We start from the raw sequence: 25,378 nt of genomic DNA on the forward strand, positions 1-25,378 counted from the left end.
TGTCGGTAACGGTAAAACACCGGTCTGGCGAACATGTATTCCGCCAGACCGGCTTGGTATTACTCGTAGTCCGACATCGGCGGGCAGGAGCAAACCAGGTTACGGTCGCCGTACACATTGTCGATACGTCCGACCGGCGGCCAGTACTTATCCTTGCGCAGCGATTTCAGCGGATACACCGCCTGCTCGCGCGAGTACTCCCGCGACCATTCGTCAGTCAGGTCCTGCGCGGTATGCGGCGCATGGCGCAAGGCTGTCTGTTCTGCCTTGATGTCACCGTTTTCGACTGCGCGGATTTCTTCGCGGATGGCGATCATGGCGTCACAGAAGCGGTCCAACTCTTCCTTGGATTCGCTTTCGGTCGGCTCGATCATCAATGTGCCGGCGACCGGGAACGACATGGTCGGTGCGTGGAAGCCGTAATCGATCAGACGCTTGGCGACGTCCTCCACCGTGATACCGGTCTTGTCCTTCAGCGGCCGCAGGTCGATGATGCCTTCATGCGCCACCAGCCCGTTGCTGCCGGTGTAGAGGATCGGATAATGCGGCGCCAGACGGTGCACGATGTAGTTAGCATTGAGAATGGCAATCTCGCTGGCCTGCTGCAGGCCCTGGGCGCCCATCAAGGTGATATAGGCCCAGGTAATCGGCAGGATGCTGGCGCTGCCCCACGGCGCCGCGGATACCGGCGCAATACCGCTCTCCATCATGCGATGGCCCGGCAGGAATGGCGCCAGGTGGCTCTTGACGCCGATCGGGCCTACGCCCGGTCCGCCGCCGCCATGCGGAATGCAGAAAGTCTTGTGCAGATTCAGGTGAGAAACGTCGCCGCCGAATTTACCCGGTGCGCACAGGCCGACCATCGCATTCATGTTGGCGCCGTCGATGTATACCTGACCGCCGTGTGCGTGGACGATTTCGCAGATCTCGCCAATCGCTTCTTCAAACACGCCATGAGTAGACGGATAGGTAATCATCAGCGCAGCCAGGTCGCCAGCATGCTGGTCAGCCTTGGCGCGCAAGTCGCCGACATTGACATTGCCCTGCTCGTCGCACTGCACCACAACGACCTGCATGCCGGCCATATGAGCGGTAGCAGGATTGGTGCCGTGGGCGGAGCTCGGGATCAGGCAGATATTGCGCTGGCCTTCGCCGCGGCTCTGGTGATAGGCGCGGATTGCCAGCAAGCCGGCATATTCGCCTTGCGAACCGGCATTCGGCTGCAGCGATACCGCATCGTAACCGGTGCACACGCACAGCATCTGCTCCAGGTCGTTCACCAGTTGCTGGTAGCCCAAAGCCTGGTTGAGCGGCGCAAACGGATGCAGTGAGCCGAATTCAGGCCAGGTCACCGGAATCATTTCAGTGGTGGCGTTAAGCTTCATGGTGCAAGAACCCAGCGGAATCATGCTGCGGTCCAGCGCTAGGTCCTTGTCTGCCAATGCACGCAAATAGCGCAGCATCTGGGTTTCGGAATGATGGCTGTTGAATACCGGATGCGTCAGATAGGCGCTGCTGCGTTCCAGTGCGGCCGGAATCTTCTCGGCGGCGCTGGCTTCCAACGCGTCGAATGCCGGCAATGGCTTGCCGATCGCAAAGATACTCCACAACGCTTCGACATCGGCGCGGGTCGTCGTTTCATCCAAAGCGATGCCGACATTACCGTCGTCAATCGGACGCAGGTTGATCATCTGGCTGCGCGCCGCCGCATGAACGTCCTGGGTATGGCCACCGGTATGCACAGTGAGAGTGTCGAAGAAACTGGCGACCGGGATTGCGTGCCCCAGCTGGCGCAAGCCTTCAGCCAGGATGGCGGTGAGACGATGCACGCGCTGCGCAATCGTTTTCAAGCCTTGCGGGCCATGGTAAACCGCATACATGCTGGCGATATTCGCCAGCAGCACCTGCGCAGTGCAGACATTGCTGGTGGCTTTTTCGCGGCGGATATGCTGTTCGCGGGTCTGCATCGCCAGGCGGTAAGCCGGCTCGCCGCGGCTGTCGATGGAGACGCCGACCAGGCGGCCAGGCATCACGCGCTTGTGGGTATCGAGGGTTGCAAAATACGCTGCGTGCGGGCCGCCGTAACCGAGAGGCACGCCGAAACGCTGGGCGCTGCCGATCACCACATCGGCGCCGAATTCGCCCGGTGGCGTCAATAGCGTCAAGGCCAGCAGATCAGCCGCGACCACAACCAGCGCTTGCTTGCCATGCGCGACGCGCACGGTGTCGGCGTAGTCGTGGATTTCACCGCTTAATGTCGGATATTGCAGCAGCACGCCGAAGCAGTCGAGCCGCTCCAGGTCTTTATTGTGATCGCCAACCACTACCTCGACGCCGATCGGCGCGGCGCGGGTGCGCAGCACGTCGATGGTTTGCGGGTAGCAGTCTTGCGAAACGAAGAATATGTTGCTCTTGCTCTTGGACAGGCGCTGGCAGAACGTCATCGCTTCCGCCGCGGCCGTGGCTTCATCCAGCAAAGAGGCGTTGGCGATTTCCATCCCGGTCAGGTCGGTAATCATGGTCTGGAAATTCAGCAGCGCCTCCAGACGGCCTTGTGAAATTTCAGGCTGGTACGGCGTGTACGCGGTATACCAGGCTGGATTTTCCAGCAGGTTACGCAAGATGACGGTCGGTGTATGGCAGTTGTAGTAACCCATGCCGATATGCGACTTGAATAGCTGGTTCTTGCTAGCGATCTGGCGCAGCGCCGCCAGTGTTTCCGCTTCGCTGCGCGGTGCGCCTAGCGCGAGCCGATTGCGCTCCAGGATGGCGCTGGGGACTACTTTATTGATCAATGCTTCGATGGAATCGAAACCGAGCATCGTCAGCATGGCCTTTTGTTGGGTGTGATCCGGGCCGATGTGGCGTTCAATGAAATCGGCGTGTTGCGCCAGATCTTCAAGAGCAGGCCGTGATTGTGTCATGGGTGCTTCCTTCAATTGTGAACAGTAAAATTGCGTGGTGCTTAAGCCTGGCCTTTGATCATGGCAGCGTAAGCCGCTTCATCCATCAAACTGTTCAACTCAGCCGCGTCGTTCACTTTCATCTTGAAGAACCAGCCCGCGCCCAGAGGATCTTCGTTGATCTTGCCTGGTTCATCGGCCAATGTTTCATTAATTTCAGTCACCACGCCGGCAACCGGCATCATGATTTCACTTGCGGCCTTGACCGATTCGATCACTGCTGCTTCATCGCCCTTGGCCAGTTCGGCGCCCACTTCCGGCAATTGCACGAACACCAGGTCGCCCAGGTGGCCTTGCGCGAAGTCGGTGATACCGACCGTGACCAGGCCGTCAGCCTCGACGCGCAACCATTCATGCTCAACCGTATATTTAACCTGACTCATGCTATCTCCTGTTTTAAAAACATTAATTAAAAACATTCATTGCGAAACACTAACTGCAAAACATTCATTGCAACCAGAATTGCAAGCCCATTTGCCATCTTGGCTGTATTATTAAAATATACATACTTTGACGTATCCGATATCGAATATGTCGGTAGAAACCAACTGTCCAGCTCGCTATTCGACCATAAGTCAGGCCGATGCAACAGCGTATTTTCCCACGGCTCCAGGTGCTTTCTGCAAGCATATGATTCTATTCAGAATTTTAGCATTGCTTCAATCCGGCACCGCTCCTTGATATTTCATTTTCATTAACAAAACTGCTATTTTATTGTTTTTTTGCAGATCGAAATGCGATTTCCGATTTGACTCGGCGCGCCAATCCGGGCCTGAAGGCGAGAACGCAAGAGAGTAAAAGAATAAAAGAAAAAGCCGTCAATGAAATTACTTCATTGACGGCCCTGCTTTGATGCCACGCTACGGGTTTATTAAGCCTGGTGCACTACTGAAGAATGTGTTTGCAGCATTTCAAGCAACGCATCGTAGTAGTCCTGGCAGGTATTCAGGCGCAACATCGCGCCTTGCAGGATTTCACCGCGCGCTTCAGGATACTTCGCATCCAGCGGCACAATCACGTTTTCCAGCCAACCTTGCGCATGGACGATATCAATGCTGATGTGCTCCTTGTAGTAGTCGACTTCACCGTCCTTGCCCAGGCCGATGCGATGACAGCCATGCACCAGCTTTTCATACTGGCGCGGATCGAGCAATTCAGTGATCGCCATGATGCCGATTGCCTTGAAGTAATGCTTGCGTTGCAGGCAGGTCAGCATGAACAGGTTGTGCCCCGCCAGGCCTTGCCAGCCCAGCGATGAGGCATGATTGTCTTCAACGTTATCAGCGCCGACCATATCCAGCAGCTTGCGAAACAGGTTGACGTGGCTTCTGGTGGAGTTACCGTTACCCGACTCATCCCACAAATTCTGCACCAGTTCCTTGCGGGTGATTTCGTCGGAGCCAACCAGAATCAACGCGATCAGGTCAAAGAAACGGATATTGAGCGCTGCATCGCTGCGGAAAAAATCGACGAACTGTCCATGCGAAGCGGTAGTTTCCAGATAGTCGAACAAAGGATGATTGGAGACCGTGTGCTCATTCCAGAGAGCGCGCAAGGCATCGGTGAGCGGCATATTGGCCCCGATACGCGCCAATGGCGAAGAATCGCTGGAAGCCAGCCAGGCCCGCTCGATTTCATTGCGCATTTGCTGCAGATAATGATTGGATTGGTTGGCTGCAGCAAAACTGGTGGCCGACGCCACATGCATATCCAGTAGAACGAACAGTGTCCGGTGCACGACGCAAAGTGCATCATCGTCATTTGTAGCCAGCGCCGTCGCCAGAGTCGAACGGACTTTTGTCATTAAGAGATTGAACAGTTCGCGGTCATTGTCGAAGCGATTTTCAAGTTCTGGATCTGCTACCAGGAAAGAAACAATCGTATCAAGGGGGAGATCGAGATCCGGCCGCCGGATGCTTTCATAGACGTCATGATGAAGATTCGCTCCATGAACCACTTCTGTGGTTTGCGAATTAGCTACGGTTGAATAACTCATGTAACTTCCTCAGAATAGTGTTTAAGCCGTGACTGCCATTGCCACCCTTTATTTTTATGCAAGCGGCTGAAGCACGCCCCCACAAAATTTTTATAATATCTTAAATTTAAACAGACAGGTCTGTCATATAATTGAAATATCAGAATCTGGTATAAACGCCAATGATAGCTGTTCCGCACCGTTTTATGCCGTTTTCAGCCAATTTTGACTGCCGGCAATTAACTTGCATCAGCGACAATAAATACTGAGCTAATATACTGTGCTGTATATCGTACCGATTGCAACAGACTTTGTCCGGCAGTCGCTTTGCCATGTTGTGTGCTATCGGCTTATTGCATGTCTAGTAATGTAACCACCACCTCAAATCAATGACTCGTATGAAAGAAAAACGACAGATACTTATTGATACGGCAACCCGGCTCTTTTCCCAAGATGGCTACCATGCAGTGGGCATAGACCGCATCCTGGCGGAGGCAGGTGTAGCCAAGATGACGTTATACAAATACTTCCCGTCGAAGAGAGAACTGGTGGTCGAGGTATTGCAAGAACGCATGGAGATGTGCGCGAGTTCGCTTTCCCTGTTTCTCGAAAAATTCGATACACCGATGGAAAAACTGCACGGCGTGTTCATGTGGCACGACAAATGGTTTCGCGAGGTCAACTTTACCGGATGCATGTTTGCCGCCGCCGCCGCCGAATTCCACGGCTCCGACAACGCCATCTTGCGCACTGCCGCCAGTCAGAAAAAAGGCCTGACCGACCTTATCAAGAACCTACTGGACCCCTTGGTCGGGAAAACCGTCGCCATGAAACTGGCGCGGCAAATAGTCATGCTGCTCGACGGCGCCACGCTCGCAGCGCATGTCGCCGGCAGGAAAAACGCCGCCAACGATGCCTGGAGCGTCGCACAGGAGATTGTCCTGCTTGAGCACTCCAAGCTTCAGACTGCTTAGACCCTAACCTTCCCCATAAGAAAAGAGCTGCTCCGGCTAGTCCAGAGCAGCTCTTTTTTAACAGCAATAAACCGATTGTCTTGCAAAAGTTATTTTGCGTTCCCGACAATTTTAATAGTGCCTTTGAAGTGAACAAATTTCCCATCAGGATAGGTGACATTCGTGTACACCGTGCCATGTTCAAAGTCTTCCACATGCACCACATTCAGCTTCGATTCCGGCTCATGCCAATACACCATGTAGACCTGGGGACGGATCTTGACCGCCGTGTATTGCACTGTTTCGGTAATGCCTTTGAATATGCCGGACCGGCAAAAAATTGACAGCGTAGTCAGATCCTTGAAATTCAAATCAATGATCGCGTCGCCAAACACCACTTCAACCGCTTTACCTGCGGCCGGAAAATCGGCATCGCTCACTACTGCCGTGGAGACGGCCGTATTGGCGACACTGTCCTGCGTCGCTGCATTCTGAGTAGCGTCCTTAGCTGACACTTGCAGCACCAGCCCCAGTTGCAATGCCGCAAACAGTGAAGTTCTTACAATTGATTTCAGCAACATGTACCTCCCCCTATTTTGATTATTTGAAATGTTAAATCAAAGGCGACGAGGGGGAGTATATCCATAAACAAAATTGGATAACAGCAGTAATAATTGCGCTGCCATGCGTATCAATGCGATAAAACAGGGGCTGCTCAAGCCCGGAATTGTCTTATATGACTTTCTCTTCGCGCAACAGCGCGATGTAATCCTTGCCATAACCGAGTTGCGCCAGCACCTCTTCGGTATGCTCCCCCAACAAAGGGGAACGGGTGACTTCGGTCGGGCTGTCCGACATCTTGATCGGGTTGCCTACCGTCAGATATTTGCCGCGCGTCGGATGATCGACTTCTACAATCGTGCCTGTCTCGCGCAGCGATGGCTCTTCAGCGATTTCCTTCATCGACAGGATCGGACCGCAGGGAATATCGTACTGGTTCAGGATATCCATCGCCTCGAACTTGGTTTTGGTCATGGTCCATTGTTCGATGCGGGCAAAGATCGGCTTCAGATGCAGCAGCCGCGCCGCTGGCGTCGCGTAGGCGTCATCGGTGATCCAGCCCTCCTCGCCGATCACCTTGCAGACCGCCGGCCAGACCGCGCCCTGGGTGATGAAATAAATGTAAGCATTGGGGTCGGTTTCCCAGCCTTTGCATTTCAAGATCGATCCGGGCTGGCCGCCGCCGGAAGCATTGCCCGCGCGCGGTACGGCCTCGCCGAATTTACTGTCAGGATATTGCGGATATTCCTGCATGCTGCCGACACGTTCCAGCCGTTGCTGGTCGCGCAGCTTGACGCGGCACAGGTTAAGCACAGCGTCTTGCATCGGCGCCAGCACTTTCTGGCCACGGCCACTGGCATGACGTTGATACAGAGCGCTGACAATACCAAGCGCAAGATGCAGGCCGGTGCCGCTATCGCCGATCTGGGCGCCAGTGACCATCGGCGGGCCATCATCGAAACCTGTCGTGGACGCTGCGCCGCCTGCACACTGGGCGACGTTCTCATAGACCTTGCAATCTTCGTACTTGCCGGGGCCGAAGCCCTTGACCGAGGCAACGATCATGCGCGGGTTCAATTCCTGGATACGCTCCCAGCTAAAGCCCATCCGATCCAGCGCACCCGGTGCGAAGTTCTCTACCAGTACATCGCACTCCTTGATCAGGGTTTCCAGCACCTCCTTGCCCTTGGGGTTCTTGGTATCCAGCGTGATGGAACGCTTGTTATGGTTGAGCATGGTGAAGTACAAACTATCGACGCCGGGAATATCGCGTAACTGGCCGCGTGTCGCGTCGCCCTCGCCGGCCCGCTCGACCTTGATGACATCGGCGCCGAACCAGGCCAGCAGTTGAGTGCAGGTCGGCCCTGACTGGACATGGGTGAAGTCAAGAATGCGCACGCCATCCAGTGCTTTGCTCATGTAAATCTCCTGTTTATCGTTATCGTTTTCACCGTGTCGCCGGTACTGTTTTGTACGATCTTAGCTGGATTCAGTCGCCTGCGCCGCTACCCTGGCCTCCAGTTCCGCCAGGCGTTTGCGCAAGGCGCGGTCCTCGGCAAAGCGGCTGCTTTCATCGCGGATAACGGCGACGATAGCCGCCACCTTATGTTCGGGCGTATACAACAAGGCGACGGTAAACGCGATCGACAAAGTGTGGCCATCCTTGTGCACCGCCGGCACGCGCAGCACATCATTGCCGTAGCGCGTGATTCCGGTATCCATGGTTTTTTGATAGCCATCCCAGTGACGCTGGCGCTGGCGTTCCGGAATAATCAAATCGAGCGACTTTCCCAACGCTTCTTCACTGGTAAAACCGAACATCCGTTGCGCGGCTGGATTCCACAAAGTGATGGCGCCTTTGGCGTCGGAAATCACGATGGCATCGCCGACGGCTTGCACCAGTTGCCCGAGATCGATTGCAGTACTCATGGTCGTACTCCTTATCCAAGTCAAGTGATACAAATGTAAAGACGGCGTCCGCCATGGACGCCGCCCCTCCTGCCTATCCGACGTTCATTACAGCATGTTCAGACCGCCTGCGCACTATGCAATTCCGCAATCTGTCCCGCACTGTAGCCGAGGCCGGCCAAGACTTCGTCGGTATGTTCGCCCAGCAGCGGCGAACCGGTGATTTCCGGCGTCAGGTCGGAGAATTTGATCGGACTGCCGACGGTGAGATATTTGCCGCGCTCCTTGTGATCGACTTCGGTGATGGTGCCGCTGGCCCGCAGTGATGGATCATTCGCCAGTTCTTTCATGGTCAGCACCGGAGAGCAAGGGATATCGAATTTGCGCAATATGTCGACGGCTTCAAACTTGGTCTTGTCCTGCAACCAGGCTTCGATCGTATCGAAAATTTCAGTGATGTGCGGCTGGCGCGCCTTCGGCGTGTTATAGGCCGGATCGTCTATCCACTGTTCCTTGCCGATTGCCTTGCAAATCGGCGCCCAGGCATGGCCCTGGATCGTGAAATAGATATATGCATTCGGATCTTCCTGCCAGCCTTTGCATTTGAGCACCCAGCCCGGCTGCCCGCCGCCGCCGGCGTTACCGCCGCGCGGCACCACGTCGCTGAAGGTGCCGTGCGGGTATTGCGGATATTCTTCCAGGAAACCGAGGCGATCCAGCCGTTGCTGGTCGCGCAGCTTGACGCGGCATAGGTTGAGAACACTGTCCTGCATCGAGACCGCTACCCGCTGGCCCTTGCCAGTCTTGTCGCGGCCAATCAGCGCAGTCAGGATGCCGATCGCCAGGTGCATGCCGGTATTGCTGTCGCCCAGAGCGGCTGCGCTGACAGTTGGCGGACCATCCCAGAAACCGGTAGTAGACGCAGCGCCACCAGCGCATTGGGCGACATTTTCGTAGACCTTCAAATCGTCGTAATGGTGGCCGTCGCTGAAACCTTTGACCGAGGCCACGATCATCTTCGGATTGAGTTCGTTGATACGCTCCCAGGAAAAACCCATGCGATCCAGCGCTCCCGGGCCGAAATTTTCCACCAGCACATCGGATTCCTTGATCAGTTTTTCCAGAACCAGTTTGCCTTCCGGCTTTTTGGTGTCCAGAGTCAGCGAACGCTTGTTGCTATTCAACATAGTGAAGTACAGGGCATCCACATCGGGAATGTCGCGCAGCTGGGAACGGGTGACATCGCCCGAGCCGGGGCGCTCGACCTTGATCACGTCGGCGCCGAACCAGGCCAGCAATTGCGTGCATGCCGGGCCTGCCTGGACGTGGGTGAAATCGATAATACGAATGCCGTCTAGTGGTTTGCTCATTTCAAACTCCTGTTCTGATTGATCTAATGCATTGTTCAGCGTCGTTCATTCCTATCCGGCCGGCTTATTTGTACATCGTTTGCGCCATGGTTCCCGGTGCGTACACGGCAGGATCGACCCAGATATTCACCACGGCGCAACGGCGTGTCTTGCGCACGGCGTCGCGCGCCCTTTGCAAAGCGCCGGCGATCTGCGCCGGATCGCGTACTTCTTCGCCATGACCGCCTAGCATCTCGGCGAATTTTCCGTAAGGGATATCGCTCAGCAGATTGCCGACGTTGCCCCGCTCTTCGCCGTACTTGGCCAGCTGGCCGTAGCGGATCTGGTTCATTGCCGAGTTATTGCCGATGACAGCGATGTAGGGCACGCCAAAGCGGTTGGCGGTTTCCATGTCGAAGGAAGTCATGCTGAAAGCGCCATCGCCGTAGTAGCACATCACTTCCTTCTCAGGATTGGCAAGGCCCGCTGCAATTGCAAAGCCGGTGCCGACCCCCAAGCTGCCAAGCGCACCCGGATCCATCCATTGCCCCGGATTACGCGGCCGCACTGCTTGCGCCGAGATCGTGACAACGTCGCCGCCGTCGCCGATGTAGATGGTGTCATCGTTCAAGAATTCGTTAATTTCATAGGCCACGCGGTAAGGATGGATCGGCGAGCTGTTTGATTTGAACAGCGGCATCAGCTTTTCGGTGGCGGTCGCTTCTAGTTGCTGCAGCTGCTTCATCCAGGCACGCCGCTTTTCATGGGCACCCTTGTTGATGCGGCCGCTGGCGGCTTGCAATACTGCGCCAAGAATGGTGCCGGGATCTCCCACCAGTCCGAGCGTGATATCGCGATTCTTGCCCACGGTACGGTAATCCTGGTCGATCTGGATCACTTTGGCGTTGAGCCCAAGGCGTTTGCCGTAACCCATGCGGAAATCGAAAGGTGTGCCGACAATCAGGATCACATCGGCTTTATCGAAACCTTCGCGGCGGGTACGGTCGAAGTGGTGCGGATCTCCCGGCGGCAGCAAACCGCGCGACGCACCGTTGAAATAGGCCGGAATATCCAGGCCGCGCACCAGGTCGATCGCCTCCTTGTGGCCACGCGAAGACCAGACCTGGCCACCGTATAGCACCACAGGACGTTCCGCCTGCACCAGGATATCGGCCAGCTTCTCGATATCGGCAACGTCGCCCAGCGATTTGACTGAAGCGCGATATTGGCCGGCGGCCGGAATCACCGCTTTGCTAATCTCGATTTCACGATCCAACACGTCGCGCGGGATTTCCAGGTAAGCCGGACCAGGCGCGCCGGCAAAGCACGCACGGATCGCCATCGACACCATGTCGGCCACGCGTTCCGTGGAGCGCACACCTTCAGAAAATTTGGTGATCGGCCGCATCATTTCTGTATGCGGCAAATCTTGCAGCGATCCCATCATGTGCTGGGTGATACCGCCCTGGCCGCCGATATGCAGCACCGGGCTTTCCGAGCGAAAAGCGGTAGCAATGCCGGTGACGGCGTTGGTGCAACCCGGGCCGGCGGTGGTAACCACCACGCCCAGCTTGCCGGTCTGGCGCGCATAGCCGTCGGCGGCGTGGGCCGCAACCTGCTCATGGCGGACATCGATAATGCGGATGCCTTCGTCGATGCAACCGTCGTAGATATCGATGATATGGCCGCCGCACAGGGTAAAGATGGTGTCCACACCTTCGTTCTTCAGCGCCCGGGCGACCAGATGACCGCCGGACACCACGCCGGCGTCCCGGCTCTTGCGTTTGAGCGTATCGTCAGCGGTCGTACTGGTTGCCACTTTCGGCTCGGATATCACAGCTGCCATCATTCCTCCTGTTGTCGGTTGTCTCTTGGGTTTTCTTGTTGCACTGCTTGATGCCATCTTAGCTACTGGGCCCTCTACTCTTCATTGACCTCGGTCAAGTTTTGCCGCATCATCTTCGGGGATCCCTAGCGTCGCCGACTATCGTTGAACTTCTTACATGAGCCTCATAGAAAACCACTCAGAGAAAAACATCATTCGCGTGCAACTGCGTCAAAATAATGTTTTGAAGGCATTGAGCGAAAGCGAAATGCTTGAGCTGGAATCCCAGCTGATCGTGGTGGATGGCGGCAAAGGCGAAATCCTGCTGCGCCAGGGCGTACATGAAATGGAGCAATATTTCATCCTCGACGGCATACTCAAGCGCGTCGTCACCAATCAGCAAGCCAAGGAAATGATCCTGCGCTTTGCCGACGAGCGCGACATGGAGACCAGCTACGCCGCCTGGCGTCTGAAAACCCCCGCGCCTTACAGCATCGTCTGCGTCTCCAAGGCGCGGGTTGCCAAACTGTCATTGCAACAATGGGCGGCCTTCATGGAGCGCCATCCCCAGCTCAAACAAACCTTTGAATATGAAGTGATGCGCCTGATGAGCGAGATCATGGCGCACACCATTACCCTGCATCTGCTGGATGCTCCCGGCCGCGTGCACAGGTTTTTACGCAAACACGCCGAGCTCTATGACCGCATTCCTAAAAAGGAATTGGCGACCTATCTCAACATCTCCGCGGAAACCTTGAGCAGATTGAAGCATCAGGGAAAAATTTAAGCCCTCATACACCCTTCCGCCCTTCCGCCGCACCCCGGCAACCCTGACAGGCTGTCAACTCTGACAGCTGTTTATCCCTGCTACGCCATCGTAGATTGGTGGAGCCGCTGGCGATTTTCCTTTGCGCCCTAGTAGTGCTCAAAGACCGAGTCAGCGCGCTTTTCCAGGAAATTTGTCGATCACAAATGGGAGGAAATCAACGATGCACGTAAAACCTGTCGTCCAGGCGCTGCTGTTCAGCGCCACCTTGCTGGCCATGCAAACGCCGCTCCATGCACAAGCAAGTCTCACGCAAACGCCACAGCAACTCCAGAAAACCGAAGGAAACGATGCCAGCGCTGCTGCCAGCCGCGGTTTCGCGGAATTCGTGCAATATCAGATCCAAGCGCATTCCGGCAGCTTGCCTGAAGGCTTTCCACTCGACGTGACGGATGTCCAGGATCTGAAAGACGCCAGTATCGGCTACGGCTTTCCGGTCTACACGGTCGATCCGAAAGATCTGTTGGCGGGCCGTAGCGACTTCAGCGCCATGGCAAAATCAACCGGGACCTGGCGCTTTATCATCAACCGCAATCAGCGCCCGATTGGCCTGGTGACCGTGGAAAAGGTCAACGGCACATGGCAAACCGTTGCCTATGGCGCTGCAGGTTTGTCCAAGGATGTGGATGCGCTGACGCGCTTCCATGGCAATGCCGATCATTCCAACCTGCGCTTCATACGGATATATCAAGCCCGCTCCGACTTTCTCGAAGTTGGATCAAACAATGGCGCAACAGCCCGCTTCGCGCCTCTGCAGTCGGCCCGGGAAACACTGTTGCTGCAACAGCGTGCCAACAAAGCCGGCAATGCGTCCGATGCAGCAACCAGCGGTTTGCTGGATGCAAGCCAGTTCGTGGAACCATTGCGCGCAGCAGTGAAGGCCAATATCGCTAACTTCCGTTGAATCGTATTGACGGCAGTTGTTGTCATTAGCCTGCCTGTCCGGCAGCGTCGACTAAATAATCTGAAGTATATTTTCAGGAGTTAACGTGAATAATGTGAAAAGAATCTCCAGCCGCGTGATCATTAGCATCGGCCTTTTTTTGCTGGCGCCAATCGGATTCGCCGAATCAAAAACAATCAATGTCCCGCTGACCACGCAAGAACACAGCGAATGGTGCTGGGCCGGCGCCAGTAAAGCAGTTCTGAATTTCTACAAAAAAAGCCCAAGCCAGTGCAGTATCGTCAACTGGGCGTTTGGCATCAATTACGCCTGCGGCAACAACAATTTCAACTGGAACAGCCAGGCCAATCAGCCCAACAGCATGTATGGCGGAAACGGCAGTGTGCAAGATATTCTCAACGCCTGGGGCGTGCCGAATACTGCCTTGACAAACTATCTGTCATGGGCGCATGTGGTCAGTGACATCGGCGCCAACCGGCCATTTGTCATGCGCTACGGCTGGACCAATGGCGGCGGCCATATCATGGTCGGCCGCGGCTATGAGACCGTGAATGGTGTGAATTACCTCTATATCATGAACCCTTGGCCGGGCGAAGGCATGACGTACGGCACCTACAATTCGACGGTTTCGGACTACGACCATCAATGGACCCATACCCAGCGCATGAACATCAGCGGCTAGTCCTATAACCAAATTGCACCTGTGAAATCATCCCCGTTCTAACCGCACCGATTGCGGCCATGGTGTTGTATTCCGCGCCTGTCTGCTTATATTGCAGCGCAAGATATTGACAAGTGACATACCAGTTATCGGATAATGTCATTAGAAGAATTAATATTCAAACTCTATAATGCAAAGCAGCATAAGAAGATTTTTACTTTGACAGGAGCATCTCCATGACTACAGCAACCAATAGCTTCACCTCCGCGAACGGTACAGGTTTTTCGGCAAAAGTGGCAGGCATTGCCTACGCTGTAGCCGCTGTCGTGTTCGGCATCAGCTTGCGCGAATCGCTTGATGCGGAAAGCAGCAGCGACAAGGCCAACGCTGCCTATACCTGGGGCATGTAATTTCCCGGCAGCAGCCAATGCGGTAGCGTCACCGACCCACCGCATGTAAAGCGCAGTACAAGACAGTCAATCTCAGATTGGCTGTTTTTGTTTGTACTCATGGTTTAAATGCGGTTCTTGCGGCAAACTGTATTGCAAAATTTCTGCGTCGCACCAGAATCAAGTTATGTCGCCTTCTTATAACATTCTGAGCAGAGGCGCGTATGCCGCACAACGTCGCCGTGATTAAAAGATGACAGAATAGCCAACCTAAGCCGAGTGTTCAATCACCGAAGAACCGTTGACGCGCTTCTCCGCCACTGGTGCAACGACGACCTCCGGCACCGACTTTTCCACCCAGCGCTTGCGCATCGGCGCCAATACCAACTTGGCGGAGAGACCGGCGACGATGGTAATAGCGGCTGCAATGATGAAGACCCGATCCCAGGCACCACCTGCCGACAGCACAGAAGTCAGCGGCACCAGCAAGGCCGCCGTTCCCTTTGCGGTGTATAGCGTACCGGCATTCCCCGATGCATATTTACTGCCAAAGGTGTCGGCGCAAATCGCTGGAAAAATGGAAAATATCTCGCCCCAGAACAAGAATATCAGGGCGGCGAACACCATGAATGCATAGGGATTGTGGCCGTATTGCATTAAGCCCAGCAAAGCAAGTCCTTCGCCGACAAAGACAATGAACATGGTATTTTCGCGACCGATCTTGTCTGAAATAAAGCCGCACAGAGGACGAGTGAAACCGTTGCACAAGTTGTCGATGGAGAGCGTCATGGTCAGCAGTGGCAAGGTCACGCCAAGCAAGGTGATCGGTAATTTGGCGATACCGAAATCCTTGGCGATCGGCGCCAGTTGCGCCGTTGCCATCAGACCGCCTGCTGCCACCGCCACGAACATGAGGTACATCACCCAGAACACCGGGGTCCTGATCATTTGTCCGGCCTTGTAGTCGATCTTGGTCATGGTGAGTTTTTTCGACACCACAATCCCTTTCGGCGGCGCCGGCCTGACCATCAGCATCGCCAGCAGGAAAATACAGACGCCCTGCAAGATGCCAAAAAACAGGAAAGCGCGTTCATAGCCGGAGCTCTGGATCATGTTGGCAATCGGGATCACTGTCACGGCGGCGCCGGCGCCAAAACCCGCAGCCGTCATGCCCGCCGCCAGGCCGCGTTTATCCGGAAACCATTTCAGCGCGTTACCGACGCAAGTGCCGTACACGCAACCGGCTCCGATGCCGGCGATAATCGCCGCCGCATACAGCTCGAACAGGCTGGTCGCCATCGAATTGATCACCCAGCCGGCGGCGGCAAAAATCGCGCCTGCCGCAATCACCGGGCGAGGCCCGAATTTGTCGACCAGCCAGCCTTCGATCGGCACCAGCCAGGTTTCGGTCACAATGAAAATTGAGAATGACAGTTGAATCGCCGCCTGCCCCCAATGGTGCTTGGCATCCATCGGCGTCACGAACAAGGTCCATGCGTACTGCAAATTCGCGACCAAGCCCATGCAGATGATGCCGATAATCAGTTGAATCCACCGATTAGCGGCACTCTTGGAATTACTGGTTTCCATGCGTCTTGTCTCCTGATATTTTAGGCTGCTTATATTTTTATCTGTTGCGACAGCTGACGGGATTTCGGCAATGCGCACGCAGGGTGCGATGCCTGATTTTGCGGTGCTTTTCCAGACCATTCCTTGACGCCGGTCAAGATTGTGCGCCGCTGGCGGATTTAGAGGCTATTGCAAACACAGATGGCTAGGCGCTTCGACGAAGACAGTACGAGTAGTACGACCAGGAGAAGCAACAACGCCAGGTTAAATTTACAACAGTCTCTTAGTTTTCTGCTATGCCACCCGCCGTAACTGCAACTGTCCGCGCTCTTCTTCAAAAGTCTTTCCCAACAACTTCACCAGCGCGTAGACCGTATCCAGCTGCGGCGTCGGCGTTGCGGTCAGGCGTCCCAGCTCAATCACAGATCCCACCAACGCATCGATCTCCAGCGCCCTGCCCGCTTCCACGTCTTTCAACATCGACGTCTTGTGCTTGCCGATTTTCTCGGCGCCAGCGATGCGCTTGTCCAAAGGCACGCGGAAACTGATGCCAAGCTTGTGTGCAATCGTCTGCGCCTCCGTCATCAGCGCCGCAGCAAGTGTGCGCGTCAAGGAAAACTGGCAGATATCAACCAGGGTTGCGTGCGTCAAGGCGCTGATCGGATTGAAACTCAGGTTGCCCCACAGCTTGAGCCAGATTTCGGAGCGGATGTCATCCAGCACAGGCGCCTTGAAACCGGCCTTGGTGAAGGACGCCGAAATGCGCAATACGCGTTCGCTGTGAGAACCGTCCAGCTCGCCCAAAGGAAAGCGTTCACCCTCGAAATGGCGCACCACGCCAGGCGCGACCAGTTCGGAAGCCGGATATACCACGCAACCGATGACGCGCGACGGCGGGATCTTTTCGCCTATCGCACCGCTCGGGTCCACCATGCTCAAACGGCTGCCTTCCAGCGTGCCGCCGGTTTTGTAGAAATACCAATATGGAATACCGTTCTGCATGGTGACGATAGCGGTTTCCGGCCCCAACAGATGGTGCAACTCGTGGCTCACCGCTTCCAGTTGATGCGCCTTCAGTGCGAGTATCACTAGATCTTGCCGGCCTGCCTGCCGATAATCATCGCTTGCATTGACCTGGCCGGCGACGTGCTCTGAACCGTCTTCCATGATCAGCTTCATGCCGTTGCGACGAATAGCCTCGAGATTGGCGCCGCGCACCATGAAGGTCACGTCCTCTCCCGCCAGCGACAATTTGGCGCCGACATAGCCGCCTATCGCTCCCGCTCCCACAATTGCGATTTTCATGATTGCTCCGTAGTTGAAATAAGAAATCCGGGAAGCCTTGCCTTGGCTATTCAAAGCGATTGCTTAATCTTCCTATGCCTTCAATCTCGATCTCCACCGTGCTGCCTGGTTTCATGGAGCCGACGCCGACAGAGGTGCCGCATAAAATCACATCGCCGGCGTACAGCGTCATGTCGTGGGATATCAGGCTGACCAGTTGCGCGGACGAGAACAGCATGTCGCTGACCGGATAGTCCTGCCTCAACTCACCATTCAATATGGTCTTGACTCTCAGCGTGCCGGGATCAATGCCACTGGCCACCACTGGCCCGAAAGGACAGAAGGTATCGCAGCCTTTGGCGCGCACCCATTGCGCGAACGACGGATCGCGATTGAGGACGTCGGCCGCAGTGACATCGTTAGCGCAGGTATAGCCAAAAATATAGTGTTCCGCGTCCGCCTGAGAGACCTGCCTGGCAGTCTTGCCGATCACGATTCCCAGTTCGCCTTCAAACACCACCTTGCCTCCGGACGCGGGCTGGCGAATGATTCCTTGCGGCTTCAGATATGAATTTGGCGACTTGATCAGGTACAGGGGTTCCTCTGGCCGCGACAGGTTCAGCTTGGCGCCCAGCGCGCCGAAGTTATTCCATAGCGCCAGGATTTTGCTGGGTGACGTCGGCGTCAGCAGATCGACTTCGCCGGCATTCAGATAAACGCCGCTTGGCTCCGGATGTTCAAACATGGAACCATCCCAAAGCTGGATGCGTTTATCCTCAAGCGTGCCAAAGCGGATATGGTCCTGATACATGAAACTCAGCCAATGCCTTATCATTTTTTCTCTCATGGAAATCACCGATGATCAGCTGAAGCTACAGCTATGGCGCACAAGATAAGCTGGCCTGATTGTGCGGGGACTTGTTGCAAGGAACCTTGACGACGGTCAAGATTGCGGAATTTTTAGCCGCGCCAGGTGGATTGCATGCCTCGAATAGCGGCTACTATTCAGATACCGATTTCGGCGCGCTGAACTTCAGCCCAGTTCACGTTGAGACTTGGCCGGGAACCGCAAGCATCGAGCTTTTCCAGGCAACGGATCCTGGCGCTTTCAATTGCACCGATTAAAAAATCCGCGTCGTAGGCAGTCAGCAAATGCGGCTGATGCAGCTCGACATAAGCGCCGACCAAGTGTTTGCCGGCGCAATGCGCCAACAAAGAGTTATAGGTATCGGCATCCCAATGCCAGCTCAGGCCAAGTTCGTAAAAGGCCGCGTTGTAAGCAAACAGCGATGCTTCTTCGGATGGGGCAAGGGATGGAACAATAAAAGCCGGATCGATCGTGATGCTAGCCATGATGGTTTTCCTCCAGGTGAAGCGCGTCAGCGCTTGGATTCATCCGCATCGCTCTGCAGATGTGAAACCATGGTAGGGAAACTCTGCGATCGGAAACAGTTAAAGTTTTTACGTAAAACGATTAGCAATCACTTATGCGTTGATGCGCAAGCAGAATGAAAAACGCCACTTTGCGACAACTGAAAACCTTCGAAACGGTGGCACGCCATCTAAGCTATTCGCGCGCGGCGGAAGAATTGCATCTGACCCAGCCGGCGGTTTCGCTGCAAGTCAAACAGCTTGAGGAACATGCAGGCATGCCGCTGTTTGAACAGCTGGGAAAGAAAATCTACCTGACCGCCGCCGGCATTGAGATGCTGCGGCACGGCCGGATAATCATCCAGCAGTTTCGCGAGACGGAAGACGCCATGGCGCAACTGCGAGGAGTCGCCGGCGGCAGGTTGAATGTGGCAGTGATCAGCGCCGGCGATTATTTTTTCCCGCGGTTGCTGGCGGAATTCCAGCGCAGCCGTGAGAATGTCAGCCTCAAGCTCACTGTCCATAATCGCGAAGAACTGCTGCGCAACCTGCACGACAACCTGACCGACCTGGCGATCATGGTGCGGCCACCTGAAGATGCAGGCATGATCCGGCAAGCATTCGCGCCCCATCCTTACGTTATCGTGGCCTCACCCGAGCATCCGCTGGCCACCCGTAAAAACATTTCAAGAACCCGTTTGCTGCGTGAACCGTTTATCGTGCGGGAGCGTGGGTCGGATACCTGGCAGTCGATGCAGGAGAGTTTTGGCGAGCAAATTGAACAGATCAAGGTCGCCATGGAGATCAAGAGTTTTGAAACCATCAAGCAGGCCGTGATCGCCGGCATGGGGGTAAGCTTCCTCTCGGTCCATACAATCAGCCTGGAGCTGCAGGTTGGCAATCTGGTGGTGCTGGATGTCCAGGGCTTTCCGGCGATGTTGAACTGGTACGTGGTACATCGTCAGAACAAGCAGTTGCCGCCGGTGGCGATCGCCTTCGAGAACTTCCTGATGAGCGACGGCGCTGCGCTGATTGAAAAATTTACCCGTTTCAAACTGGGGCACAGGCACGGCTCTTCTGGATAGTATTCAACCAACGAAACGGCCGTGCCGGCCGGCGCCAAGCGTGAACCTCGATGCGCCATCTTCACCCTCGCCGAACACGATCGGCACGCCGTGTGCGCCCTCGCGCCGCAATGCTTCAGCCAGCGGCAAATCCCATTGCTCGTATGCGGAATGACGATCGGTCAGCATGCATTGCTGAGGAAAACCCGCAATCTGGCGCGCTAGATCCTGCGCTACCAGCAGCGCTCCGCCAGCCGGCGTACTGCGGTTGATCAGCCCCATGTCCAACGCTTCCGCCGCAGCCACCGGCCGTCCCGTCAGGATCAAGTCCAACGCCCGCCCCATGCCAATCAACCGTGGCAAACGCACAGTGCCGCCATCTATCAGAGGCACGCCCCAGCGCCGGCAAAATACGCCGAATACGGCATCGTCATCGGCTACCCGCAGATCGGCAAGCAACGCTAGCTCCAGTCCGCCGGCAACCGCGCAGCCGTTAATGGCGGCAACCAGCGGCTTGGAGAGCGCCATGCGGGTCGGCCCCATCGGACCGCTGCCGCCGCCATCGGCATCCAGCTCATTGCGCAAAGCCGGATCGGAAATGGCGGTCAGATCGGCGCCGGCGCAGAAATTGCCGCCGGCCCCAGTCAATACCGCCACCTTCAGCGAGGCGTCGCCTTCAAAACGCTCAAACGCCTGATGCAGCTCGTCGGCCATCAAACGGTCGACCGCATTGCGTTTGTGTGGCCGGTTCATCGTGATAGTGCAGATGCTACGGTCGGTCTCGAACAAAATGGATGGCATGACGTCCCCTTTGTACCTGTCTGTTCAAAACGAAGAAAGAGCCTCAGGCTGTACGCGCAGTTGCATCGCTCTCCCCGATATTTCAGTTGGTTGCGGCATCAATCGACCGCATTTCCCTCACCGCCACCGATAACATGGCCAGGTCGACATTACCGCCCATCCGGAAATCGGTCAGCAAGCGGCGATAGCGCTCCAGCGGCGTCCTGCTGGCAGCCTGCCAGGCTTCAATCATGTCTTGCGATTGCTCCAGCGCAGGCGATAGCTGGATTACCTTTGCGCTCAAAGCACGCTGCAAGCCTGTCAGATCGCTTTGCAGTGCCGTCCGCGCCAGGGTCTGCCAATGCGAATCCACCGGCAAGGCATTGGCCCGCTCGCGCATCCAACCGAAATTCAGATTGAGATCGAGCGCAAAATAAACGGTCGCGACCAGTTCCAGGCTGCGACCGGTAGAAGCTGCCACTTCGGCGATGTCCAGCACTGCGCCGATCAGTTCGGCGCTGGCCACCCGTCGCGCCAATTGCTCAGACACTCCGGCTTGTATCAAGGCATCGCGTTTGGCCTTGAGTGCATCTGCGTCGGAAGCATCCAGCAGCGAGACCAGTTGCGGCCCCAACTGGTCGGCGGCCTGACGGAAGCGTGCCACCGTGGCTTCAATCGACGCTTCCTGTGCATGTCGATGCAGGAACCAGAAACTGGCGTGTTCGATCAAGCCGCCGACATCGATAAACATTTGCGCCTGCAAGGCATCCGGCACCTGGTTATCGAGCGCATCAATGTCTTGCCAGATTTCCTCGAAGCCGAATACTTCGCGTGCAATCACCGTGGCGCGCACCACATCGGCTGGGCTGGCGCCGCTCTCATCCGCCAGCTGGTAGACAAACGTGGCGCCGACTCGGTTGGTCAGAGTGTTCACCAGATAGGTGGCGATGATTTCGTGCGCCAGCGGATGTCGCCGCATGGCGTCGGGGTAACGCGCACGCAGCGGTTGCGGAAAATAAGAAGAAAGCGAACTTGCGATAAACGGATCGGCCAGCAATGCCGATGCAAGCAACTCTTCATAGAGCCACATCTTGTTATACGCCATCAGCACCGCACGCTCTGGCGCCGCCAATCCTTGCCTGGCCGTCTTGCGTTCGGCGCATTCTTCTTCCGACGGCAAAAACTCAACAACGCGGTCGAGCCGGCCGGCGCGCTCCAGGAAACGGATCAGGCGCGCTTCCGGCTCCAGCAGGCTGGCGGCACGCCGCCCCGCCACCGACAAGGACTGCGTCTGGTAATAGTTATCTGTCAGGACTTGCAAGCCGACTTCTTCCGTCATTTCCGCCAGCAACTTGTTACGCTGCTTCTCGGTCATTTCGCCTTCACTCACTATCAGGCCGAGCATGATCTTGATATTTACTTCATGGTCCGAGCAATCAACGCCGGCCGAGTTATCAATTGCGTCGGTACAGATACGCCCGCCCTTTTGCGCAAACTCGATACGACCGAATTGGGTCGCACCGAGATTGCCACCCTCTGCCACCACCTTGCAATTGAGCTCGGCGCCATTGACGCGGATCGCATCGTTGGCGCGGTCGCCAACCTGGGCATGGGTTTCGCGCGTAGCCTTGATATAGGTGCCGATGCCACCGTTATACAAGAGGTCGACCGGCGCCAGCAGGATTGCGCGGATCAGTTCAGTCGGCGCCAGCTCGGTTGCCGTAACACCCAGCATCGCCTGCACTTGCGGCGTCAGCGCGATCGTCTTGAGGGTGCGTGGGAAAACCCCGCCACCGCTCGAAATCAGGCTGCTGTTGTAATCGGTCCAACTGGAGCGCGGCAATGCAAACAAACGCTCGCGCTCGGCAAAGCTGGCCTCCGTATCGGGCGTCGGATCGAGGAAAATATGGCGATGATCAAAGCCTGCCAGCAGCTTGATATGGCGCGACAGCAGCATACCGTTGCCGAACACGTCGCCCGACATGTCGCCGATGCCGACCACCGTAAAATCCTGTTCCTGCGTATTCAGGCCGGTTTCGCGGAAATGGCGCTTGACGGCTTCCCATGCGCCGCGAGCGGTAATCCCCATTTTCTTGTGATCGTAACCGACCGAGCCACCGGAAGCGAAGGCATCGCCCAGCCAGAAGCCGTATTCGGCAGAAACAGCATTGGCGTAATCCGAGAAACTTGCGGTACCCTTGTCGGCCGCCACCACCAGATAAGGATCGTCGGGGTCGTAACGCACCACGTCTTGCGGTGGCACCACTTTGCCGTCGACCAGGTTGTCCGTCAGGTCCAGCAAGCCGCGCAGGAAATTCTGGTAGCACGCCACGCCTTCGCGCAGATAAGCATCACGATCACTGGCCGGGGGCGCATTTTTCAGCACGAAACCGCCCTTGGAGCCTACCGGTACGATCACCGCATTCTTGACCATCTGCGCCTTGACCAGGCCCAGCACTTCCGTACGGAAATCTTCGCGCCGGTCCGACCAGCGCAAACCGCCACGCGCCACTTTTCCGCCGCGCAGATGGACGCCTTCGAAGCGCGGCGAATAGACCCAGATTTCGAACATCGGCTTGGGCGCAGGGAGTCCCGGCACCTTGGACGGATCGAACTTGAACGACAGATATGGTTTCGGCTGGCCATCGGCGCCGCGCTGGAAATAATTGGTGCGCAAGGTGGCGCTGATTACGCCCAGGAACTGGCGCAGGATGCGGTCTTCGTCCAGATTGGGGACCTGGTCCATCGCTTCTTCGGTCTGTTTCAACAAGCTGTCGACTTTAGCCTGTGCGCCCGCGCCTTTGGCTTGCGCCGGGTCGAAGCGCGCCAGGAACAATTCCACCAGCTTGCGTGCAATCGCCGGATTGGCGGTCAGCGCCTGCTCGATATAAGCATTGCTAAACGTCGAACCGACTTGCCGCAGATAGCGCGCATAAGCGCGCAAGATTGTCACCTCGCGCCAATTAAGCCGGGCCCGCAGCACCAGGCGGTTGAGGTCGTCGTTATCAGCTTCGCCGCTCCAGACGCGGGCAAAAGCATCTTCGAAAACACCCTTGATACTATCGATCTCCACTTCGCTGTCATCGGCCGTCTGCATGCCGAAATCGTGGATCCAGGCTGGCTCGCCGTCTTGTAATTCGATGCGGTAAGGCCGCTCTTCATTGACCTTGACGCCCATGTGTTCCAGCATCGGCAGGCTTTGCGACAAGGCCATCGGCTTGCCTGCGCGGTAAATCTTCAGACGCAAGGACGCCGGCGTGGCTTCGATCGGGCGGTACAAGCTCATGGCCAGGCCGGTATTCTGCTGCGCCGCCTCCAGCAAGACGATATCGTGCACTGCAGCGCGCGCCGCGTAATCTTCACGGAAACCGGCCGGGAAAGAAGTCGCATAACGCCGCAGCAGGCTGGTACCCTGCTCTTCGCCGCGCTGCTCCAGCAAGGCTTCCGCCATGTCGTCCTGCCAGCGTCGCGTAGCTGCCACAATGCGGGCTTCCAGCTGCTCGACATTGATGTCGGTGACAGTGCCAGGTTCGGTGCGGACGGTAAACTGGATCCGCGCCAGCATCGATTCCGACAGCAAAGGCGTAAATTCGATGCCGGTACCGTTGAAGGCTTCCAGCAGCAAGACCTGGATCCGCTCGCGCAACTCGGTATTAAAGCGGTCGCGCGGCACGAACACCAGGCAGGATACGTAACGGCCGAACGCATCGCGCCGCACAAACAAGCGGGTGCGCTGGCGTTCTTCCAGCCGCAAGATGCCGGTGGCGGTGTCGTACAACTCATCTTCATCGATCTGGAACAGCTCGTCGCGCGGAAATTGCTCCAGGATAGTGGCCAGAGTTTTGGATAAATGTCCCTTCGGCACAAAGCCGGCGCGCTCCAGCACCTTGGCGACTTTGCGCCGCACCAGCGGAATCTCGTTGGTCGGCACCATGTACGCGGTCGAGGTGTACAAACCGACGATACGGCGTTCGCCGATCACCTTGCCGGCTGCATCGTAGCGCTTGACGCCGACATAATCGAGATAACCTGCACGATGCACGGTGGCGCGCGAATTCGCCTTGGTGATGAAAATTGGCGATTGCGCATCAATGATGCCTTGCGCGCTGATCGGCAGCTTGGTCATGTCAGCGCCGTCCGAAACGCGCAAGCTATCGCGCAATATCCCAAGGCCGGAGCCGGGCACGCCCTGCAGATAGTTTTCGCCGGCATTGACGATCAGTTCGTAATCGCGATAGCCGAGGAAGGTGAAATGGTCGTCCACCATCCATTCCAGGAAAGCGCGCGCTTCGGCGATTTCGCCTTTCAGCGCGGCATCGCTGTTATCTTGCTTTTTCAAATCGTCAATCGCGCCGCTGGCCGCGGCCATCATCTGACGCCAGTCTTCCACTGCGGCACGGACATCGCCCAGCACCTTGAGCACGCCCTCGCGGATTTCCTCCATTCGCGCAGCTTCGGTGCAGCGGTCTATTTCAATATGAATGTTCGATTCCAGGCGGGCCTGCTCGTTACCTTTGTTGGCGGGTTCGCTGGCGCGCTGGATTTTTTCAACCTGGCCGCCGGCATCGCGCCAGACCCGGAACACTGGATGAATCACTGCGTGCAAGGTCAGGCCCAGGCGATTGATCTCTGTACTGACCGAGTCCACAAGGAAAGGCATGTCGTCATTGACGATCTCGATGACACTATGGCCAGATTGCCAGCCATGCTCGTCGACGCGCGGATTATAGATCCGCACCCGTGGCGCGCCGGTCGTGAAATGCCGGCCGAATTGCCAATGCGCCACTGCCGCGCCATACAAATCGGCGATGTCGCGGCTCAAAATCTGTTCTTCCCCAACCTGTGAGTAGTATTCAGCCAGGAATGGTTGCATGGTTGCAAACACTTCCGGCGGCAAACGATCACGCGCGAATTCGACCATTTCTGTCAGCTTTTGCTGTTTTTTCTCTGCTGCGGCGTTATGCATGATTTTCCTTCGAATAGCTAAATGGTTAAC

The 25,378-nt window shown here is 56.3% G+C and carries 20 protein-coding genes; 6 read left to right on the top strand and 14 right to left on the bottom strand.

Annotated elements, in window-relative coordinates:
* Positions 1 to 59: 59 nt before the first annotated feature.
* From gcvP to LT85_RS12975, 3 genes are all read right to left on the bottom strand, one after another.
* Positions 60 to 2,924 (bottom strand): aminomethyl-transferring glycine dehydrogenase, encoded by a 2,865-nt coding sequence (gcvP, locus tag LT85_RS12965; RefSeq protein WP_038489339.1) that lies wholly within the window; start codon positions 2,922 to 2,924, stop codon positions 60 to 62.
* Positions 2,925 to 2,965: 41 nt separating this feature from the next.
* Positions 2,966 to 3,346: a glycine cleavage system protein GcvH gene (gene gcvH, locus LT85_RS12970; protein ID WP_038489342.1), complete on the bottom strand. Its 381-nt coding sequence runs from the start codon at positions 3,344 to 3,346 to the stop codon at positions 2,966 to 2,968.
* Positions 3,347 to 3,834: 488 nt separating this feature from the next.
* The gene (locus LT85_RS12975) at positions 3,835 to 4,959 is read right to left on the bottom strand and encodes an iron-containing redox enzyme family protein (RefSeq protein ID WP_052135143.1); all 1,125 of its coding nucleotides are present in this window, start codon (positions 4,957 to 4,959) and stop codon (positions 3,835 to 3,837) included.
* Between the two features lie 377 nt (positions 4,960 to 5,336).
* Between LT85_RS12975 and LT85_RS12980 the strand changes: the two genes are divergently transcribed.
* Positions 5,337 to 5,912, top strand: a complete 576-nt coding sequence (locus tag LT85_RS12980) for a TetR/AcrR family transcriptional regulator (RefSeq protein ID WP_038489345.1) — start codon at positions 5,337 to 5,339, stop codon at positions 5,910 to 5,912.
* A gap of 89 nt (positions 5,913 to 6,001) precedes the next feature.
* On the opposite strand, the gene LT85_RS12985 is transcribed toward LT85_RS12980, so the two are convergent.
* The 5 genes from LT85_RS12985 to LT85_RS13005 form a co-directional block, all read right to left on the bottom strand.
* Entirely contained in the window at positions 6,002 to 6,472 is a 471-nt protein-coding gene (locus LT85_RS12985; protein ID WP_216595012.1) for a MoaF-related domain-containing protein, read from the bottom strand.
* A 151-nt stretch (positions 6,473 to 6,623) separates the two neighbouring features.
* A complete protein-coding gene (gene frc / locus LT85_RS12990) occupies positions 6,624 to 7,871 on the bottom strand; it encodes a formyl-CoA transferase (RefSeq protein WP_038489349.1) in 1,248 nt (415 codons plus the stop codon).
* Positions 7,872 to 7,931: 60 nt separating this feature from the next.
* Positions 7,932 to 8,381: a PAS domain-containing protein gene (locus LT85_RS12995; RefSeq protein WP_038489352.1), complete on the bottom strand. Its 450-nt coding sequence runs from the start codon at positions 8,379 to 8,381 to the stop codon at positions 7,932 to 7,934.
* A gap of 98 nt (positions 8,382 to 8,479) precedes the next feature.
* Positions 8,480 to 9,730: a formyl-CoA transferase gene (frc, locus tag LT85_RS13000; RefSeq protein WP_038489355.1), complete on the bottom strand. Its 1,251-nt coding sequence runs from the start codon at positions 9,728 to 9,730 to the stop codon at positions 8,480 to 8,482.
* A 64-nt stretch (positions 9,731 to 9,794) separates the two neighbouring features.
* The gene (locus tag LT85_RS13005) at positions 9,795 to 11,558 is read right to left on the bottom strand and encodes a thiamine pyrophosphate-binding protein (protein ID WP_437177270.1); all 1,764 of its coding nucleotides are present in this window, start codon (positions 11,556 to 11,558) and stop codon (positions 9,795 to 9,797) included.
* 154 nt (positions 11,559 to 11,712) lie between these two features.
* Here LT85_RS13005 and LT85_RS13010 point away from each other — a divergent pair, with 154 nt between their 5' ends.
* The 4 genes from LT85_RS13010 to LT85_RS26600 all read left to right on the top strand — a co-directional run bounded on the left by LT85_RS13010 (position 11,713) and on the right by LT85_RS26600 (position 14,335).
* Positions 11,713 to 12,321: a Crp/Fnr family transcriptional regulator gene (locus tag LT85_RS13010; protein ID WP_038489361.1), complete on the top strand. Its 609-nt coding sequence runs from the start codon at positions 11,713 to 11,715 to the stop codon at positions 12,319 to 12,321.
* A gap of 202 nt (positions 12,322 to 12,523) precedes the next feature.
* Complete coding sequence (locus tag LT85_RS13015) at positions 12,524 to 13,264, top strand: hypothetical protein (protein WP_052135144.1); 741 nt, start codon at positions 12,524 to 12,526, stop codon at positions 13,262 to 13,264.
* Positions 13,265 to 13,349: 85 nt separating this feature from the next.
* A complete protein-coding gene (locus tag LT85_RS13020; protein ID WP_253273539.1) occupies positions 13,350 to 13,946 on the top strand; it encodes a C39 family peptidase in 597 nt (198 codons plus the stop codon).
* Positions 13,947 to 14,161: 215 nt separating this feature from the next.
* Complete coding sequence (locus LT85_RS26600) at positions 14,162 to 14,335, top strand: hypothetical protein (protein WP_156117517.1); 174 nt, start codon at positions 14,162 to 14,164, stop codon at positions 14,333 to 14,335.
* Positions 14,336 to 14,584: 249 nt separating this feature from the next.
* Here the strand turns inward: LT85_RS26600 and oxlT are convergent, their stop codons facing one another.
* The 4 genes from oxlT to LT85_RS13040 form a co-directional block, all read right to left on the bottom strand.
* The gene (gene oxlT / locus LT85_RS13025; RefSeq protein ID WP_038489365.1) at positions 14,585 to 15,904 is read right to left on the bottom strand and encodes an oxalate/formate MFS antiporter; all 1,320 of its coding nucleotides are present in this window, start codon (positions 15,902 to 15,904) and stop codon (positions 14,585 to 14,587) included.
* Positions 15,905 to 16,177: 273 nt separating this feature from the next.
* Entirely contained in the window at positions 16,178 to 17,188 is a 1,011-nt protein-coding gene (locus tag LT85_RS13030) for a 2-dehydropantoate 2-reductase (RefSeq protein ID WP_038496110.1), read from the bottom strand.
* A gap of 46 nt (positions 17,189 to 17,234) precedes the next feature.
* Positions 17,235 to 18,002 (bottom strand): fumarylacetoacetate hydrolase family protein, encoded by a 768-nt coding sequence (locus tag LT85_RS13035; protein WP_081992356.1) that lies wholly within the window; start codon positions 18,000 to 18,002, stop codon positions 17,235 to 17,237.
* 170 nt (positions 18,003 to 18,172) lie between these two features.
* Entirely contained in the window at positions 18,173 to 18,520 is a 348-nt protein-coding gene (locus LT85_RS13040; protein WP_038489371.1) for a hypothetical protein, read from the bottom strand.
* Positions 18,521 to 18,675: 155 nt separating this feature from the next.
* On the opposite strand from LT85_RS13040, the gene LT85_RS13045 reads away from it, so the two are divergent.
* Positions 18,676 to 19,623, top strand: coding sequence for a LysR family transcriptional regulator (locus LT85_RS13045; protein WP_038489376.1), 948 nt, complete (start codon positions 18,676 to 18,678; stop codon positions 19,621 to 19,623).
* 3 nt (positions 19,624 to 19,626) lie between these two features.
* Here LT85_RS13045 and LT85_RS13050 read toward each other — a convergent pair whose 3' ends face one another.
* Positions 19,627 to 20,403, bottom strand: coding sequence for a crotonase/enoyl-CoA hydratase family protein (locus LT85_RS13050; RefSeq protein ID WP_038489380.1), 777 nt, complete (start codon positions 20,401 to 20,403; stop codon positions 19,627 to 19,629).
* A gap of 82 nt (positions 20,404 to 20,485) precedes the next feature.
* Positions 20,486 to 25,348 carry an NAD-glutamate dehydrogenase gene (locus LT85_RS13055; protein ID WP_038489382.1) on the bottom strand — a complete coding sequence of 1,621 codons (4,863 nt, stop codon included), beginning with the start codon at positions 25,346 to 25,348 and terminating at the stop codon, positions 20,486 to 20,488.
* Positions 25,349 to 25,378: the final 30 nt, after the last annotated feature.

Origin of the sequence: Collimonas arenae (assembly GCF_000786695.1) — a bacterium.
GTDB classification, from domain to species: domain Bacteria; phylum Pseudomonadota; class Gammaproteobacteria; order Burkholderiales; family Burkholderiaceae_D; genus Collimonas; species Collimonas arenae_A.